This is a genomic window from Pseudomonas sp. BF-RE-25 (assembly GCF_019956105.1).
GTDB classification, from domain to species: Bacteria; Pseudomonadota; Gammaproteobacteria; order Pseudomonadales; family Pseudomonadaceae; genus Aquipseudomonas; species Aquipseudomonas migulae.
The window spans coordinates 1-16,174 of sequence record NZ_JAHBDB010000037.1 but is presented as its reverse complement, the minus strand read 5'-3'; the positions used below and the strand labels follow the sequence as shown (position 1 = coordinate 16,174).

General features: G+C 58.6%; 16 protein-coding genes and 1 tRNA gene. 11 read left to right on the top strand and 6 right to left on the bottom strand.

What is annotated here, in order from left to right; genetic code table 11:
• Nucleotides 1-116 precede the first annotated feature (116 nt).
• From ybgC to nadA, 11 genes are all read left to right on the top strand, one after another.
• Entirely contained in the window at nucleotides 117-584 is a 468-nt protein-coding gene (gene ybgC, locus KGB24_RS17935; protein WP_223415655.1) for a tol-pal system-associated acyl-CoA thioesterase, read from the top strand.
• Entirely contained in the window at nucleotides 574-1,269 is a 696-nt protein-coding gene (tolQ, locus tag KGB24_RS17930) for a protein TolQ (protein WP_008027789.1), read from the top strand. The genes ybgC and tolQ overlap by 11 nt, the downstream gene beginning before the upstream one ends.
• A gap of 23 nt (nucleotides 1,270-1,292) precedes the next feature.
• Nucleotides 1,293-1,745 carry a protein TolR gene (tolR, locus tag KGB24_RS17925; protein ID WP_161806672.1) on the top strand — a complete coding sequence of 151 codons (453 nt, stop codon included), beginning with the start codon at nucleotides 1,293-1,295 and terminating at the stop codon, nucleotides 1,743-1,745.
• Complete coding sequence (gene tolA / locus KGB24_RS17920) at nucleotides 1,745-2,824, top strand: cell envelope integrity protein TolA (RefSeq protein WP_008038679.1); 1,080 nt, start codon at nucleotides 1,745-1,747, stop codon at nucleotides 2,822-2,824. Before tolR ends, tolA begins: the two co-directional genes overlap by 1 nt.
• Nucleotides 2,821-4,122, top strand: coding sequence for a Tol-Pal system beta propeller repeat protein TolB (gene tolB / locus KGB24_RS17915; RefSeq protein WP_032828694.1), 1,302 nt, complete (start codon nucleotides 2,821-2,823; stop codon nucleotides 4,120-4,122). The genes tolA and tolB overlap by 4 nt, the downstream gene beginning before the upstream one ends.
• A 52-nt stretch (nucleotides 4,123-4,174) precedes the next feature.
• Nucleotides 4,175-4,672, top strand: coding sequence for a peptidoglycan-associated lipoprotein Pal (pal, locus tag KGB24_RS17910; RefSeq protein WP_008027793.1), 498 nt, complete (start codon nucleotides 4,175-4,177; stop codon nucleotides 4,670-4,672).
• 6 nt (nucleotides 4,673-4,678) lie between these two features.
• Nucleotides 4,679-5,512 (top strand): tol-pal system protein YbgF, encoded by an 834-nt coding sequence (ybgF, locus tag KGB24_RS17905; RefSeq protein WP_008038675.1) that lies wholly within the window; start codon nucleotides 4,679-4,681, stop codon nucleotides 5,510-5,512.
• Between the two features lie 165 nt (nucleotides 5,513-5,677).
• On the top strand, nucleotides 5,678-6,325 hold the full coding sequence (gene queE, locus KGB24_RS17900) for a 7-carboxy-7-deazaguanine synthase QueE (RefSeq protein ID WP_192229105.1): 648 nt from the start codon (nucleotides 5,678-5,680) through the stop codon (nucleotides 6,323-6,325).
• Between the two features lie 19 nt (nucleotides 6,326-6,344).
• Entirely contained in the window at nucleotides 6,345-7,019 is a 675-nt protein-coding gene (gene queC, locus KGB24_RS17895; RefSeq protein WP_177318879.1) for a 7-cyano-7-deazaguanine synthase QueC, read from the top strand.
• A gap of 63 nt (nucleotides 7,020-7,082) precedes the next feature.
• Nucleotides 7,083-7,158 (top strand) — tRNA-Lys (locus tag KGB24_RS17890).
• Between the two features lie 272 nt (nucleotides 7,159-7,430).
• The gene (gene nadA / locus KGB24_RS17885; protein WP_008027802.1) at nucleotides 7,431-8,489 is read left to right on the top strand and encodes a quinolinate synthase NadA; all 1,059 of its coding nucleotides are present in this window, start codon (nucleotides 7,431-7,433) and stop codon (nucleotides 8,487-8,489) included.
• Between the two features lie 136 nt (nucleotides 8,490-8,625).
• On the opposite strand, the gene KGB24_RS17880 is transcribed toward nadA, so the two are convergent.
• From KGB24_RS17880 to gcvH, 6 genes are all read right to left on the bottom strand, one after another.
• Nucleotides 8,626-9,114 (bottom strand): RDD family protein, encoded by a 489-nt coding sequence (locus tag KGB24_RS17880; protein ID WP_008027804.1) that lies wholly within the window; start codon nucleotides 9,112-9,114, stop codon nucleotides 8,626-8,628.
• Nucleotides 9,115-9,210: 96 nt separating this feature from the next.
• Nucleotides 9,211-9,423, bottom strand: coding sequence for a cold-shock protein (locus tag KGB24_RS17875; RefSeq protein WP_007977299.1), 213 nt, complete (start codon nucleotides 9,421-9,423; stop codon nucleotides 9,211-9,213).
• 393 nt (nucleotides 9,424-9,816) lie between these two features.
• Complete coding sequence (gcvT, locus tag KGB24_RS17870; RefSeq protein ID WP_008027806.1) at nucleotides 9,817-10,941, bottom strand: glycine cleavage system aminomethyltransferase GcvT; 1,125 nt, start codon at nucleotides 10,939-10,941, stop codon at nucleotides 9,817-9,819.
• 41 nt (nucleotides 10,942-10,982) lie between these two features.
• Nucleotides 10,983-12,359, bottom strand: a complete 1,377-nt coding sequence (locus KGB24_RS17865) for an L-serine ammonia-lyase (RefSeq protein ID WP_223415654.1) — start codon at nucleotides 12,357-12,359, stop codon at nucleotides 10,983-10,985.
• Between the two features lie 193 nt (nucleotides 12,360-12,552).
• A complete protein-coding gene (gcvP, locus tag KGB24_RS17860) occupies nucleotides 12,553-15,405 on the bottom strand; it encodes an aminomethyl-transferring glycine dehydrogenase (protein WP_223415653.1) in 2,853 nt (950 codons plus the stop codon).
• An 11-nt stretch (nucleotides 15,406-15,416) separates the two neighbouring features.
• Nucleotides 15,417-15,800: a glycine cleavage system protein GcvH gene (gene gcvH / locus KGB24_RS17855; protein ID WP_008027813.1), complete on the bottom strand. Its 384-nt coding sequence runs from the start codon at nucleotides 15,798-15,800 to the stop codon at nucleotides 15,417-15,419.
• Between the last annotated feature and the right edge of the window lie 374 nt (nucleotides 15,801-16,174).

The following is a 16,174-nucleotide window of genomic DNA, read 5'->3' as shown; positions in this document are numbered from 1 at the left end:
GCGCTGATTTTTCGGGCATTGTGCTGTCCCAGGACCGTACTTTCGCGAGAAAGCCGCAGATCAATGAAAAACAGTTGCCTGGCCGGATTGGCAACCTGAGGAGTAAGCACTAGAGTATGCGCGCGCAAAACGGGCTTGAGCCTTTCGCACATCGTTGTCGCGTTTATTACGAGGACACCGATGCGGGCGGCATCGTGTATTACGTTAATTACCTCAAGTTTATGGAACGGGCTCGAACCGAGCGGCTCCGGGAGCTGGGCTTTGCCCAATCCCAGCTGGCAGGGGAGGACCTGTTGTTTGTCGTGCATTCCAGCGAAGCGCGTTACCACGCGCCGGCGCGACTGGACGACGAGCTACTGGTAAGCGCTGAAGTAATCGAATTGAACCGTGTCAGCCTGCGCTTTAAACAGCAGGTCAGGCGAGCCACGGATAATGCGCTGCTCTGTGAAGGGCAGTTTTTGGTGGCCTGTGTGCGCACTGAAAGTTTAAAACCCCGGGCCATTCCCGAAACTCTACGTGCGGCCTTTGCCGACGTGAGCGGCGCGGGTACACACTCAAAGCAGGAGATAAAGCGTGGAAGCTAACGTCGTCGACCATTCCTCCATGTGGAGCCTGGTCAGCAATGCCAGTATCGTGGTGCAACTGGTAATGCTGATCCTGGTAGCCGCATCGGTGACCTCATGGATCATGATCTTTCAGCGCAGCAACTTGCTGCGCGCCGGTCGACGCGCCCTGGAGAGCTTCGAAGAGCGCTTCTGGTCGGGTATCGACCTGTCCAAACTGTACCGTCAGGCCGGCAGCAACCCGGACCCGGATTCGGGCGTCGAGCAGATCTTCCGTGCCGGCTTCAAGGAATTCTCCCGTCTGCGTCAGCAGCCAGGCGTTGACCCGGAAGCGGTCATGGAAGGCGTGGCCCGTGCCATGCGCGTTGCCATCTCCCGTGAAGAAGAAAAGCTCGAGCAGAGCCTGCCGTTCCTCGCCACTGTCGGTTCCGTCAGCCCTTACATCGGTCTGTTCGGTACGGTCTGGGGCATCATGAACTCCTTCCGAGGCCTGGCAACTGCCCAGCAAGCGACCCTGGCCACTGTGGCTCCAGGTATCGCCGAGGCACTGATTGCAACTGCGATCGGCCTGTTCGCCGCCATCCCTGCCGTTATCGCTTACAACCGTTTTGCCGCTCGCAGCGAAACGCTGATCGGCCGTTACTACACCTTCGCCGATGAATTCCAGGCGATCCTGCACCGCAAAGTGCACACCAGCGAAGAATAAGCAGGTAATTTCCAATGGCTTTAATCGCTCGAGCTCGCAAAAAGCGCAAGCCGGTTGCCGAGATGAACGTAGTGCCTTACATCGACGTGATGCTGGTACTGCTGGTCATCTTCATGGTGACCGCACCGATGCTCAATCAGGGCGTGAAAGTTGATCTGCCCAAGGTTTCCAGCGAAGCCTTGCCGCAGGACAACAACACCCAGGTCCTGACCATTTCGATCAAGGCTGACAAGACCTACTACTGGAACCTTGGCAGCGAAGTCGACACTGAAAAGCAGCAGGACAGGGCAATGACCTTGCCTCAGATGACTGATGCGGTGACCAAGATCATTCGCGCCGGGACTGAAGGCGGCAAACGTACCCAGGTGTTCATCCGCGGCGACAAAACCGTCGATTACGGTTCCGTCATGGGTGCCATGGGCGGATTGCAGAAGGCCGGGGTCGGTAATGTTGGCTTGATTACCGAGGCACCCTGATGCAGCAAATGCGAGAGCCATCCGCCTCGGAAAGCTACTTCTGGCCTAGTGTCCTGGCGATTGTCTTGCACGTGCTGGTTTTCGGCATGCTGTTCGTCAGTTTTGCCTTCACACCGGAGCTGCCGCCGGCCAAGCCGATTGTCCAGGCGACCCTGTACCAACTGAAGTCGAAAAGCCAGGCGACCACCCAGACCAATCAGAAGATTGCGGGTGAGGCGAAGAAATCCGCCGCGCGCCAGACCGAAGTCGAGCAGATGGAACAGAAGTTGATCGAGCAGGAAGCGATCAAGGCTGCGGAACAAAAGAAGGAAGACGCGGCTCAAAAAGCCGAAGAATCCAAGAAGGCCGACGAGACCAAGAAAGCGGAAGAGGCTAAAAAGGCTGATGAAGCCAAAAAAGCCGATGAAGCGAAGAAGACCGCCGAGGCCAAAAAGGCTGAAGAGAAACAATTGGCTGATATAGCCAAGAAGAAGTCCGAAGAAGAAGCCAAGAAAGCGGCTGAAGAAGAGGCCAAGAAAGCGGCCGCGGAAGAAGCCAAGAAGAAGATCGTCGAAGACGCGAAGAAGAAAGCCGCGGAAGACGCCAAGAAGAAATCTGAAGCTGAAGAGGCGAAGAAGAAAGTCGCCGAAGATGCGAAGAAGAAAGCTGCTGCCGATGCTGCGAAAAAGAAATCGCAGGAAGCGGCACGTAAATCCGCCGAAGAGAAAAAGGCTCAGGCCCTGGCAGATTTGCTTTCCGACACGCCTCAGCGTCAGCAGGCCTTGGCGGATGAGCAGGGTGACGAAGTCGCCGGCAGTTTCGATGACCTGATTCGTGCTCGTGCAGCGGAAGGCTGGGCTCGTCCACCTTCGGCACGCAAAGGCATGACGGTCGTGTTGCAAATCGGCATGTTGCCGGACGGTACGGTGACTTCGGTCAGCGTGTCCAAGTCCAGTGGTGACGGTCCGTTTGACGCGTCGGCAGTTGCTGCGGTCAAGAATATTGGACGTTTGACAGAAATGCAGGGAATGAAGCCGAGTGATTTCGCTCCGTATCGTTCATTCAAGATGACATTCACACCTGAGGATCTAGCCTTGTGAGAAACCTTCTTCGAGGAATGCTTGTCGTGATCTGCTGCCTGGCAGGGATTGCGACGGCAGATGAAAAAAACATTCTGGTCACCAGCGGCAGCGATCGGGCTACTCCGATCGCCGTCGTACCGTTTGGCAACCAGGGCGGCAGCGTGTTGCCGGACGACATGGCCGAAATCATCGGTAACGACCTGCGCAACTCGGGTTACTACTCGCCGATTCCAAAGCAGAACATGATCAGCCAGCCGAGCCAGGCCAGCGAAATCATCTACCGTGACTTCAAGGCGCTTGGCGCCCAGTACGTCATGGTCGGCAGCATCGCTCCGGCGGGCGGTCGCCTGCAGGTTCAATACGCTCTGTTCAACGTAGCCACCGAACAGCAAGTGCTGACCGGCAGCGTGTCGGGCAGCGTTGATCAACTGCGCGACATGTCGCACTACATCGCGGACCAGTCGTTCGAAAAACTCACCGGTATCAAAGGTGCGTTCTCGACACGTCTGTTGTACGTGACTGCAGAGCGTTTCTCCGAGAAGAACACGCGCTACACGCTGCAACGTTCCGACTATGACGGTGCCCGCGCCGTGACCCTGCTGCAATCGCGCGAGCCGATCCTGTCGCCGCGTTTTGCACCGGATGGCAAGCGCATCGCTTATGTGTCGTTCGAGCAGAAGCGTCCGCGCATCTTCATGCAGAACATCGACACCGGTCGCCGTGAGCAGATCACCAACTTCGAAGGCCTGAATGGCGCACCAGCCTGGTCGCCGGATGGCAATCGCCTGGCGTTGGTTCTGTCGAAAGACGGTAACCCGGATATCTATGTGATGAACCTGGGTTCGCGTCAGCTGACCCGTGTCACCAACGGTCCTGGCATCAACACCGAACCGTTCTGGGGCAAGGATGGTAATACCCTTTACTTCACCTCCGACCGTGGCGGCAAGCCACAAATCTACAAAACCAGCGCCAGTGGCGGTGGTGCGGAGCGTGTGACTTTCATCGGCAACTACAACGCCAACCCGAAGCTTTCGGCTGATGAAAAGACCCTGGTGATGATTCACCGCCAGGATGGCTTCACTAATTTCAAGGTGGCGGCCCAGGATTTGCAGCGCGGAAGCGTAAAAATCCTCACTGATAGCACTCTGGACGAGTCGCCTACTGTTGCGCCCAACGGCACCATGGTAATCTACGCCACCCGCCAGCAGGGCCGGGGAGTCTTGATGCTCGTGTCCATTAATGGACGCGTAAGGCTCCCGCTTCCTACCGCACAAGGCGAAGTCAGAGAACCTTCCTGGTCCCCTTACCTGAACTGACGCGGCGCTACACGTTGTACTTAACACACTGGGGTTCATTAGGAGTTTCACGATGGAAATGCTGAAGTTTGGTAAATTTGCTGCGCTGGCTCTGGCCATGGCTGTAGCTGTAGGTTGCTCGTCCAAAGGCGGCGACAACGCCGGTGAAGGCGCTGTTGATCCAAACGCTGGTTACGGCGCTAACACTGGTGCCGTTGATGGCTCCCTGAGCGAAGAAGCTGCTCTGCGCGCAATCACCACCTTCTACTTCGAATACGATAGCTCGGACCTGAAGCCAGAAGCCATGCGCGCTCTGGACGTTCACGCCAAAGACCTGAAAGCAAACGGCGCTCGCGTTGTTCTGGAAGGCAACACCGACGAACGTGGTACTCGTGAGTACAACCTGGCACTGGGCGAGCGTCGTGCGAAAGCCGTTCAACGCTACCTGGTACTGCAAGGTGTTTCCCCAGCTCAGCTGGAACTGGTTTCCTACGGCGAAGAGCGTCCAGTTGCTACCGGCAACGACGAGCAGTCCTGGGCTCAAAACCGTCGCGTCGAACTGCGTAAGTAATTCGTCATGCGAACGTGCCGTCGTGCTGTAACTGTTTTGGCTCTCAGCCTCGCACCGCTTGCGGTGTGGGCTGCGGTTCCTGTGGTCGATAATGACTCCGGCTATAACAATAGCGGGAGTAGTTATCCGCCTGCGGGTTACGGTACGAACGGCGCCTATGCCGGGGGAGGGGTTTCGGCCCCTGTCTCGGCACAGGGCGAGCTGTTCAACCAACTGCAATCGATGCAGGAGCAGATCTCGCGCCAGCAAGGTGTGATTGAAGTTCTGCAAAATGATGTAGCGCGCATGAAGCAGGAAAACCTGGAGCGATACCAGGATCTTGATCGGCGCATAGGAACCGGCGTTGCACCAGCCGCGACTCCTGAGAATTCTTCTACCGGTGGCGATCTGAATGCCCCCGGCGCAGCAGCGGGTGCAGGGGCGGCAGCCGCTCAGGCTCCTGCCGCGGGTAGCGAACCGGCGGATCCAGCGAAGGAAAAACTGTATTACGATGCAGCCTTCGACTTGATCAAGGCCAAGGATTTCGACAAAGCCAGTCAGGCTTTCTCCGCTTTCCTGCGCAAATACCCGAACAGTCAATACGCGGGCAACGCCCAGTACTGGTTGGGCGAAGTGAACCTGGCCAAAGGCGATCTGCAAGGTGCAGGTCAGGCATTTGCCAAGGTTTCGCAGCTGTACCCGAAGCACAACAAAGTGCCTGATTCGCTGTACAAGCTGGCTGATGTAGAACGCCGCCTCGGTCATCCCGACAAGGTAAAAGGCATTCTGCAACAGGTTGTGTCCCAATATCCGGGCACTTCCGCCGCTCAGCTGGCCCAGCGCGATCTGCAACGCATGTAAGCCTGCTTGACCCATTTCGAAGAAACCCGCGCTTGTCGCGGGTTTTTTCGTTAGAATTCACGCCCTTTTTATGAAATACGCTTTTTGGGACCTGCGCGTTGGCGAGGTTCCTTGAAGTGCTGACGGAGGCGGACAGCCTGTTTAGCTGTTACGCCCGTGGCGACTATGCAAGACACATTGAGAATCACCGAAGTTTTCTACTCGTTGCAGGGGGAAACGCGGACTGCCGGGCTGCCCACAGTATTTGTGCGCCTGACCGGTTGCCCATTGCGTTGCCAATACTGCGACAGCGCCTATGCGTTCACTGGCGGTACTGTCCGAACGCTCGACGACATCCTCGAGCAAGTGGCCGGTTTCCGCCCGCGTTATGTGTGTGTCACCGGCGGAGAGCCGCTGGCGCAACCCAATGCCATCCCATTGCTCAAGCAGTTGTGCGACGCCGGTTACGAAGTGTCACTGGAAACCAGTGGTGCGCTTGATATCTCGGCGGTAGATTCACGCGTCAGTCGCGTTGTCGACCTGAAAACCCCGGGTTCGAAGGAAGCGCACCGCAACCGCTATGAGAACATCGAGCTGCTCACCCCCAATGACCAGGTGAAATTTGTCATCTGCTCGCGGGAAGACTACGACTGGGCCGTGTCGAAGCTGATTCAGTACGGTCTGGATCGTCGAGCCGGTGAAGTGCTGTTCTCGCCAAGCCATCATGACCTGAATGCTCGGGATCTGGCCGACTGGGTGGTGGCGGACAACCTGCCAGTACGTCTGCAACTGCAGCTGCATAAATATCTTTGGAATGACGAGCCGGGGCGCTGATATGACTGAACAAACGAATATTGCTGAAAAACGTGCGGTCATCCTGCTGTCCGGCGGCCTCGACTCGGCGACGGTCGTGGCCATGGCTCGCGCTGAAGGCTACAGCTGCTACACGATGAGTTTCGATTACGGTCAGCGGTCTCATGCCGAATTACACGCCGCTGAACGTGTTGCCCGGGACTTGGGTGTGGTTGAGCACAAGGTCATCGGTTTGAACCTGAACGGCATCGGTGGCTCGGCACTGACCGACAGCAGCATTGATGTGCCGGAAGAGGCAGGTGAAGGCATTCCTGTGACTTACGTGCCTGCTCGCAACACCGTGTTTCTGTCCCTGGCGCTAGGCTGGGCCGAAGTGCTCGGGGCGCGCGACATCTTCATTGGCGTTAACGCTGTCGATTACTCCGGCTATCCGGATTGCCGTCCTGAGTTCATCGAGTCCTTCGAGCGCATGGCCAATCTGGCGACCAAGGCCGGTGTCGAAGGCAATGGCTTCCGCATTCAGGCACCCCTGCAAAACCTGAGCAAGGCGCAGATCGTCCAGGCGGGCGTGAAGCTGGGCGTCGATTACGGTCTGACCGTTTCCTGCTATCAGGCGGACGATAAAGGCTACGCGTGCGGTAAATGCGACAGCTGCCGACTGCGTGCTGAAGGCTTCGCAGCAGCCGGAATCAGCGATCCAACACCTTATTTTTGATTTATTTCAAATTAAGTGTTGAATAGTCCTTAAAAATCAGTATTATACGCGCCACCACACAGCGGGTCGTTAGCTCAGTTGGTAGAGCAGTTGGCTTTTAACCAATTGGTCGTAGGTTCGAATCCCACACGACCCACCATTTTTGTAGCAGTTTTAAAAGTCTGGAAGGCCCACGCAAGTGAGGATTTCCGGATTTTTTTTTGCCTGCGATTTAAGGTCTGCCCGGTTCAGGGCTGCTCCCCGTGACGCAGGTCAGAATCATCTTTTGCATCCGCACGATATTCTGTAGCCTTGCGCAGCTTCACGCTGTCCGTGCCTGATGATACTCACTCTCCCGGCGGTACCCTCAAGTGGTCCGGAGCCGGGTGTATACTCGACTTTCGCGCGAATGCGCCTGCAGGTCTTGCGAACATGACGCAGATTTCCGAACGCCTTCTGGTTCAAGCCCACCTCGATGCCAAGCAGCCCAAGCCGCTGACGGTCGAGGAGGAGGCCTATTACCGTGCTGCCATCGCCGCCGAGCTCAAGGCTCAGGACGCAGTGCTGGTTGCGCACTTTTATTGTGATCCGGTTATTCAAGCCCTGGCTGAAGAAACCGGAGGCTGTGTCTCCGACTCGCTGGAGATGGCCCGCTTCGGCAATGCTCACCCGGCCAAGACCGTAGTGGTCGCCGGTGTGAAATTCATGGGCGAAACCGCCAAAATCCTCAACCCTGAAAAACGTGTGCTGATGCCGACCCTGGAAGCGACCTGTTCGCTGGACCTGGGTTGCCCGGTGGACGAGTTCTCGGCGTTCTGCGATCAGCACCCGGAGCGTACCGTGGTGGTGTATGCCAACACCTCGGCAGCGGTCAAAGCCCGGGCGGACTGGGTTGTTACCTCAAGCTGCGCTCTGGAGATCGTTGAAAGCCTGATGGATAACGGCGAAACGATCATCTGGGGCCCGGACAAGCACCTGGGCACCTACATTCAGCGCCAGACCGGCGCGGACATGTTGCTGTGGGACGGGGCCTGCATCGTTCACGAAGAGTTCAAGTCCAAGCAGCTCGAAGACATGAAAGCGCTGTATCCGGACGCGGCGATTCTGGTGCACCCGGAATCACCGACCTCGGTGATCGAGCTGGCGGACGCTGTCGGTTCCACCAGTCAGTTGATTGCAGCGGCGCAGAGCCTGCCGAACAAGACGCTTATCGTTGCCACCGACCGTGGCATCTTCTACAAGATGCAGCAGTTGTGCCCGGACAAGGTGTTCATCGAGGCGCCAACAGCGGGTAACGGCGCGGCGTGCCGCAGTTGCGCGCACTGCCCGTGGATGGCGATGAATACGCTTGAGCGCACGCTGAAGGCCTTGAAAGAAGGGGCGAACGAGATCTTTGTCGATCCGGCGTTGATCCCTCAGGCGATTCGCCCGTTGAAGCGGATGCTCGACTTCACTCAGGCTGCGCGGATGAAGCTGGCCGGGAACGCTTAAAAGCTGTCAGCCAACGCGCAAAACTGTGGGAGCGAGCCTGCTCGCGAAGAGGGGGTGTCAGTCGACATTAATGTTTACTGATACACCGCCTTCGCGAGCAGGCTCGCTCCCACAGTGGTTTTTGTGCTGTGCGAATTTATTTGGTTTTCTTCGGGATCCGCACCAGCTGGGTGCCTGAATAGATGTCATGCCAGCTGCGTTTCTGTTTGTCGAACAGCGACCAGATGAATCCAAGGCCGACGCACAGCAAGGATGCGATCGACACGACAAAACGCAGCAGCGCCTGCCACAGGCTGATGGATGAGCCATCGGCGTTCTGCACGCGGATGCACCATACCTGCATGCCCAGCGTCTGGCCGGACCAGGTCCAGAACTTGGCGAAGAAGCCGAACAGCACGAACAACAACACCGTCGACAGCAACGGATCACCGTCCAGCGCGCCGGCTTCGGTCAGGGTGCGCATTTTGTCTTCGCCGATGATCGCCATCTGGATCATCTTGTAGAGGCCGCTGGTGACGATCAACAGAGCCGTGCACAGCAGAAAGTCATAGAACATCGCTGCCAGGCGACGGCCCAGGGTCGCGGCGGGAAAGTCGCCCTGAGGGGTGAGCAGGTGTTTCGACATGGCAGGGCTCTCGACGGAAAAAGAAGCCATTTTACGGATTTACGCGCACAAAAAAGCCCCTGATGTCAGCATCAGGGGCTTTTTCGTTACAGAAGGTTAGGCTTCTGCTTGTACTTCGTCAGCCTGCATGCCTTTCTGGCCTTGCACGGCGATGAAGGTCACTTTCTGGCCTTCTTTCAGGCTCTTGAAGCCGTTGCCCTGAATAGCGCGGAAATGCACGAACAGATCCGGACCGCTTTCTGGAGTGATAAAACCAAAACCTTTCTCGTCGTTAAACCACTTGACGGTACCGCTCTGACGTTGGGACATTTCTTATTTCCTTTGACGCAAAAATTAATGACAGTCTCTTTCTCATGAAAGAGTACTGGGGCTGGTTGCAGGGAGAGTAAGAAGACGCCGAACGGGATGTAGCTAACTTGTAGGCTACTGCCCAGGTCACGATTCCAAGCGACCCATGCAAACACAGTGAACAAACTCTACGCCAACTACGGGAGAAAAAACAAGCCCCGTGAGAAGCCCGGTTTTACTCAGGTTTCTGGCCATAAGTGTGTTCACTAGTTCCAGCTTATTCGATGCGGTGGTTCAATTGCTTTCGATTGTTATAAGCAGGGTTCATAAACGAAAGCTTGCACTCTTTTATGGCGGTTGCGTTACACATTAGTGCACTGTTAACGCAACCGCGTTACTTATAGAAACAGTCAATCAACCACGATAGTAGCGTTGTGCAACGAATGGCATTTTGCTTACAAGCAAAGGCACCTTTTTCCCACGAACAATTGCGAACACAGGTGTGTCGATGGCGATGTATGCGCTGTCGAGGTAACCCATGGCCAAAGGACCGCCCAGGGTCGGACCGAAACCACCGCTGCAAACGCTACCGATGATGTCGCCTGTTTCGTTGACGATCTCTGCACCCTCGCGCACGGGTGTGCGTTCCTGCGGTAACAGGCCTACACGCTTGCGGCTGACACCGGCTTGCTGCTGGGCGAACACGGTTTCAGCGCCAGGGAAGCCGCCGGCCCGCGCGCCATCGGCACGTCGAGGCTTGGAGATGGCCCACAGCAGGCTCGCTTCAATCGGAGTGGTGTCGGTGTTCATGTCGTGGCCGTAGAGGCACAGGCCGGCTTCCAGACGCAGCGAATCACGAGCACCCAGGCCAATGGCCGCAACTTCCGGTTCGGCCAACAGGGCGCGGGCCAACGCTTCGGCATTGGCTGCCGGCACGGAGATTTCGAAGCCGTCTTCGCCGGTGTAACCCGAGCGGCTGACAAAGCAGTCCACGCCCAGCAACTTCACGCGGGCGAACTGCATGAACGTCATCTTCGCCACTTCCGGCGCCAGGCGCGCGAGCACCGTGACGGCGGCCGGACCTTGCAGGGCCAGCAGTGCGCGCTCTTCGAACAGCGGCTCGATGGTGCATTGGTCACCAATGTGTTTGCGCAGGTGCGCGAGGTCCTGATCCTTGCAGGCGGCGTTGACCACCAGGAACAGTTCGTCGTTACCGAGGTTGGCGACCATCAGGTCATCGAGGATGCCGCCCGTCTCGTTGGTGAACATGGCGTAGCGCTGCATGCCCACCGGCAAGTCGATAATGTCCACCGGCACCAGGGTTTCCAGGGCCTTGGCGGCATTGGCGCCGGTCAGGCGGATCTGGCCCATGTGCGAAACATCGAACAGCCCGGCCTGATCACGGGTGTGTTGGTGTTCCTTCATGACGCCCAGCGGGTACTGCACCGGCATGTCATAGCCGGCAAACGGCACCATGCGGGCGCCGAGTTCGATGTGCAGTGCGTGCAACGGGGTTTTCAACAGTTGTTCGGTGGACATATCCAGCTCCTGAAAAAGTGTGCTGATGCAGTGAGCGCGCATCAGCACTCGATAATGTTGACCGCCAAACCGCCACGGGCGGTTTCCTTGTATTTGCTTTTCATGTCGGCGCCGGTCTGGCGCATGGTGCGGATGACTTTGTCGAGGGAGACGAAGTGCTGACCGTCGCCACGCAGGGCCATGCGCACGGCATTGATGGCTTTCACCGAACCCATGGCGTTGCGCTCGATGCAAGGCACTTGCACCAGCCCGCCGATCGGGTCGCAGGTCAGGCCGAGGTTGTGTTCCATGCCGATTTCGGCGGCGTTTTCCACTTGCTGCACGGTGCCGCCAAGCACTTCGCACAACGCGCCGGCCGCCATCGAACAGGCCACACCGACTTCACCCTGACAGCCGACTTCAGCGCCGGAGATCGAGGCGTTTTCTTTATAGAGAATGCCGATGGCGGCAGCCGTCAGCAGGAAACGTACGACGCCGTCTTCGTTGGCGCCGGGGATGAAACGCATGTAGTAGTGCAAAACCGCCGGGACGATGCCCGCTGCACCGTTGGTAGGTGCGGTGACCACGCGCCCGCCATTGGCGTTTTCTTCGTTGACCGCCAGGGCGTACAGGTTGACCCAGTCCAGCACCGACAGCGGATCGCGCAGCGACGATTCGGGGTTTTTGCACAGTTGCCGATGCAGCGCTGCCGCGCGCCGTTTGACCTTCAAACCGCCGGGCAGGATGCCTTCGTTGCGGCAGCCGGCGTCCACGCAATCCTGCATCACCTGCCAGATTTTCAGCAGGCCGGCTCGGGTTTCCGCTTCCGGGCGCCAGGCGCTTTCGTTGGTCAGCATCACCTGGCTGATGGACAGGCCGTAGGTGGTGCAATGACCGAGCAGGTCCTTGGCGCTTTTGAACGGGAAGGTCAGGGGGGTTGAGTCTTCGACGATACGGTCGGCGCCGGCGGCGTCTTCATCGACGACGAAACCGCCGCCGACCGAGTAGTACTCGCGGCTGCGGATCTGCAGGCCCGCCGCGTCGAACGCGCGAAAGATCATGCCGTTGGGGTGATAGGCCAACGGTTTGCGGATCATCGCCAGGTGTTCTTTCTCGTTGAACGCAATGCTGTGTTCGCCGAGCAGGTTCAAGCGACCGTTACCACGAATGTCTTGCAGACGGGCGGCGACGGTTTCGGTGTTAACGGTGTCGGGGTGTTCACCTTCCAGACCGAGCAGCACAGCCTTGTCGCTGCCATGGCCCTTGCCGGTGGCGCCGAGCGAGCCGTAGAGCTCGACTTTGACGCAGGTGGTCGCGGTCAGCAGCCCTTCACGGCGCAAACCTTCGACGAAACGCGCAGCAGCACGCATCGGGCCGACGGTATGGGAGCTGGAGGGGCCGATGCCAATCTTGAACAGGTCGAACACGCTTAACGACATGGTTGTTCTCCGGTTTCTTGTTATAGGAATTGGCGAGAATCTTGTGGCTAGACACGGTCCCTGTAGGAGCTGGCTTGCTAGCGATGGCATCGACGCGGTGCATCATTTAGACCGAGGTGATGCCATCGCCAGCAAGCCGGCTCCTACAGGTTTTGTGGCGTTCTTGCGAGGGCGGACATGCCGCCCCTATAGATCAAGCGTAGCTTTCGATCGACGGGCAGGCGCAAACCAGGTTGCGATCACCGAAGACGTTGTCGACGCGACCGACCGGCGGCCAGTATTTGCCTTCGATCAACGACGCGACCGGGTACACCGCTTGCTCACGGCTGTACGGATGGGACCACTCGCCGACCAGTTCCGCTGCAGTGTGCGGGGCGTTTTTCAGCGGGTTGTCGTCCTTGTCCAGAGTGCCGTTTTCCACTGCGCGGATTTCTTCGCGGATGCGGATCATGGCGTCGCAGAAGCGGTCCAGTTCTTCCTTGGATTCGCTTTCGGTCGGCTCGATCATCAGCGTGCCGGCGACCGGGAACGACATGGTCGGAGCGTGGAAGCCGAAGTCGATCAGGCGCTTGGCAACGTCATCGACGCTGATGCCGCTGCTGTCTTTCAACGGACGCAGGTCGAGGATGCATTCGTGTGCCACCAGGCCGTTGCTGCCGGTGTACAGCACTGGATAGTGCTCTTCGAGGCGACGGGAAATGTAGTTGGCATTGAGGATCGCCAGTTGCGAAGCGCGCTTGAGACCCGCGCCACCCATCATCCGAATGTACATCCAGGTGATCGGCAAAATGCTCGCGCTGCCGAACGGTGCTGCGCAGACCGCGCCTTCCTTGCGATCCATCTGGGCATGGCCCGGCAGGAACGGGGTCAGGTGCGATTTCACGCCGATCGGGCCGACACCCGGGCCGCCACCACCGTGAGGGATGCAGAAGGTTTTGTGCAGGTTCAGGTGGGACACGTCGCCGCCGAACTTGCCCGGTGCGCAGAGGCCGACCATCGCGTTCATGTTGGCGCCGTCGATGTACACCTGGCCGCCGTTGTCATGAATGATGCCGCAGATTTCGCGGATGCCTTCTTCGAACACGCCGTGGGTCGACGGGTAGGTGATCATCAGCGCAGCGAGGTGTTCGCGGTGCTCGATGGCCTTGGCGCGCAGGTCTTCGATGTCGACGTTGCCACGAGCGTCGCAGGCGGTCACGACCACACGCATGCCAGCCATGTTGGCGGTAGCGGGGTTGGTGCCGTGGGCGGACGACGGGATCAGGCAGATGTCGCGACGGTCTTCGCCACGGCTCTGGTGGTAAGCACGAATGGCCAGCAGACCGGCGTATTCACCTTGCGAACCGGCGTTTGGTTGCAGCGAAATCGAGTCGTAACCGGTGGCGGCGCAGAGCATCGCTTCCAGTTCGTCGGTCAGTTGCTGGTAACCGGCGCTTTGTTCGGCTGGGGCGAACGGGTGCAGGGCACCGAATTCAGCCCAGGTCACCGGGATCATTTCGCTGGCGGCGTTGAGTTTCATGGTGCACGAACCCAACGGGATCATGGTGCGATCCAGGGCCAGGTCCTTGTCGGCGAGCTTGCGCAGGTAGCGCATCAGCTCGGTTTCCGAGTGATAACGGTTGAACACCGGGTGGCTGAGGATCGGCGATTGGCGAACCAGTGCAACCGGGATCGCGCTAACCACTGAGGCGGCGATGGCCGCGAAGTCCGGCAGTGCTTTGCCGTCGGCGAACAAGGCCCACAGGGTTTCGACGTCAGCTTGCGAAGTGGTTTCGTCGAGGGACAGGCCCAGACGCTCGCCATCGACTACGCGCAGGTTGATCTGCTGCGCACGCGCCTTATCATGCAGTTTGGCGGTGTTGGCGCCGGTGTTCAGGGTCAGGGTGTCGAAGAAGCTGGCTTGCTCGACGGTCAGGCCCAGTGCGCTCAAGCCCTTGGCGAGGATCGCGGTCAGGTGATGAATGCGGTTGGCAATCTGCGTCAGGCCTTTCGGGCCGTGATACACGGCGTACATGCTGGCGATGTTGGCCAGCAGAACCTGCGCGGTGCAGATGTTGCTGGTGGCCTTCTCGCGACGGATGTGTTGCTCGCGGGTCTGCATGGCCAGGCGCAGGGCCGGCTTGCCGAAACGGTCCACGGAGACACCGACCAGACGGCCCGGCATGTCGCGCTTGAACGCATCTTTGGTAGAGAAGTAAGCCGCGTGCGGGCCACCGAAGCCCAGCGGCACGCCGAAGCGTTGTGCGCTGCCGATGGCCACGTCGGCACCGAACTCGCCCGGCGGAGTCAGCACGGTCAGGGCCAGCAGGTCGGCAGCGACGGCAACCAGTGCGTTGGCGGCGTGGAAGCGCTCGGTCAGTGCACGGTAATCGAAGACGTCACCGTTGCTGGCCGGGTATTGCAGCAGGGCGCCGAAGAACGGCGTCACGTCAGTCAGTTCAAGCTCGTCGCCGACAACGACGTCGATGCCCAATGGCTCGGCACGAGTGCGCAGCACGTCGAGGGTCTGCGGGTGGCAATGCACGGAGGCGAAGAACGCGTGGCTGCCTTTGTTCTTGCTCAGGCGCTTGCAGAAGGTCATGGCTTCGGCGGCGGCAGTGGCTTCGTCAAGCAGCGAGGCGTTGGCGATCGGCAAACCGGTGAGGTCGCTGATCAGGGTCTGGAAGTTCAACAGCGCTTCGAGACGGCCTTGGGAAATTTCTGGCTGGTACGGGGTGTAGGCGGTGTACCAGGCCGGGTTTTCCAGTAGGTTGCGCAGGATCGGCGACGGCGTATGGGTGCCGTAGTAGCCCTGGCCGATGTAAGTCTTGAACAGCTGGTTCTTGGCAGCGATGCCTTTGATCAACGCCAGGGCGTCGGCTTCGCTCAGGCCGTCTTCGAGGCCGAGCACGCTGGTGCCTTTGATGCTGTCCGGGATGACGCTGGCGCTCAGGGCTTCCAGCGAGTCGAAACCGAGGCTGTTGAGCATCGCTTGCTCATCGCCGGAACGCGGGCCGATGTGGCGCGCGATGAATTCGTTGGCAGTGCTCAGATTGATTTGAGTCATGTGCGTGCTCCTCAGGCTTCGGCGTTGGCTTTGATCAGACGGTCGTAAGCGTCCTGATCCAGCAGTTTGGCGACAGCCGAGGCGTCAGTTGGCTGGAAGCGGAAGAACCAGCCTTCGCCCAGCGGATCTTCGTTGACCAGTTCCGGGCTGCTGTCCAGCGCCGGGTTCACTTCCAGCACTTCACCGTCGAGTGGCATGTACACGCCGCTGGCGGCTTTTACCGATTCCACGGTGGCGGCTTCTGCGCCTTTGTCGTAGGACTGCAGCTCAGGCAGTTGTACGAAAACCACGTCGCCCAAAGCGTTCTGCGCGAAAGCGGTGATGCCGACGGTGACAGAGCCATCAGCTTCGGTACGCAGCCATTCGTGATCTTCAGTAAAACGCAACTCGCTCATGGAAACTCCTAAGGGGGCCAGACTCGTCTGGTGGACGCGATTGAATGCTTGGGCGTAAGCCCTGATTTATGAGTGGTTACTAAGCAATTTCGCGGCCAGTTTGATTTTATTGTTATAAATCAATTACTTGGAGAGTTGTTGCGAGCGTGGTTGTTTGACCGCTGTAGCGAAATCGCTACAGTCGGGCGCGAACAAAAAAGTATAGGTGGATCAAAGCCTTGTGCAGCGGTGATCCGAAGAGGGTGTATCGATATCGTTCCGCTGTAGCGCTTTCAGTACAGGTGGAGGTCGTTTTCAGACGCTATTCCTGAGGATGCCCACCGACCTGTAGGAGCCGGCTTGCTGGCGATGGCGTCTTCAGCATCGCCATCGCC

What these genes read in the sequence shown, in the direction of transcription:
- gcvH (WP_008027813.1), bottom strand. Translation starts at nt 15,800, where the DNA reads ATGAGCGAGTTGCGTTTTACTGAAGATCACGAATGGCTGCGTACCGAA.
- nadA (WP_008027802.1), top strand. Translation starts at nt 7,431, where the DNA reads ATGACGCAGATTTCCGAACGCCTTCTGGTTCAAGCCCACCTCGATGCC.
- KGB24_RS17865 (WP_223415654.1), bottom strand. Translation starts at nt 12,359, where the DNA reads ATGTCGTTAAGCGTGTTCGACCTGTTCAAGATTGGCATCGGCCCCTCC.
- ybgF (WP_008038675.1), top strand. Translation starts at nt 4,679, where the DNA reads ATGCGAACGTGCCGTCGTGCTGTAACTGTTTTGGCTCTCAGCCTCGCA.
- ybgC (WP_223415655.1), top strand. Translation starts at nt 117, where the DNA reads ATGCGCGCGCAAAACGGGCTTGAGCCTTTCGCACATCGTTGTCGCGTT.
- gcvP (WP_223415653.1), bottom strand. Translation starts at nt 15,405, where the DNA reads ATGACTCAAATCAATCTGAGCACTGCCAACGAATTCATCGCGCGCCAC.
- tolA (WP_008038679.1), top strand. Translation starts at nt 1,745, where the DNA reads ATGCAGCAAATGCGAGAGCCATCCGCCTCGGAAAGCTACTTCTGGCCT.
- KGB24_RS17880 (WP_008027804.1), bottom strand. Translation starts at nt 9,114, where the DNA reads ATGTCGAAACACCTGCTCACCCCTCAGGGCGACTTTCCCGCCGCGACC.
- queE (WP_192229105.1), top strand. Translation starts at nt 5,678, where the DNA reads ATGCAAGACACATTGAGAATCACCGAAGTTTTCTACTCGTTGCAGGGG.
- pal (WP_008027793.1), top strand. Translation starts at nt 4,175, where the DNA reads ATGGAAATGCTGAAGTTTGGTAAATTTGCTGCGCTGGCTCTGGCCATG.
- KGB24_RS17875 (WP_007977299.1), bottom strand. Translation starts at nt 9,423, where the DNA reads ATGTCCCAACGTCAGAGCGGTACCGTCAAGTGGTTTAACGACGAGAAA.
- gcvT (WP_008027806.1), bottom strand. Translation starts at nt 10,941, where the DNA reads ATGTCCACCGAACAACTGTTGAAAACCCCGTTGCACGCACTGCACATC.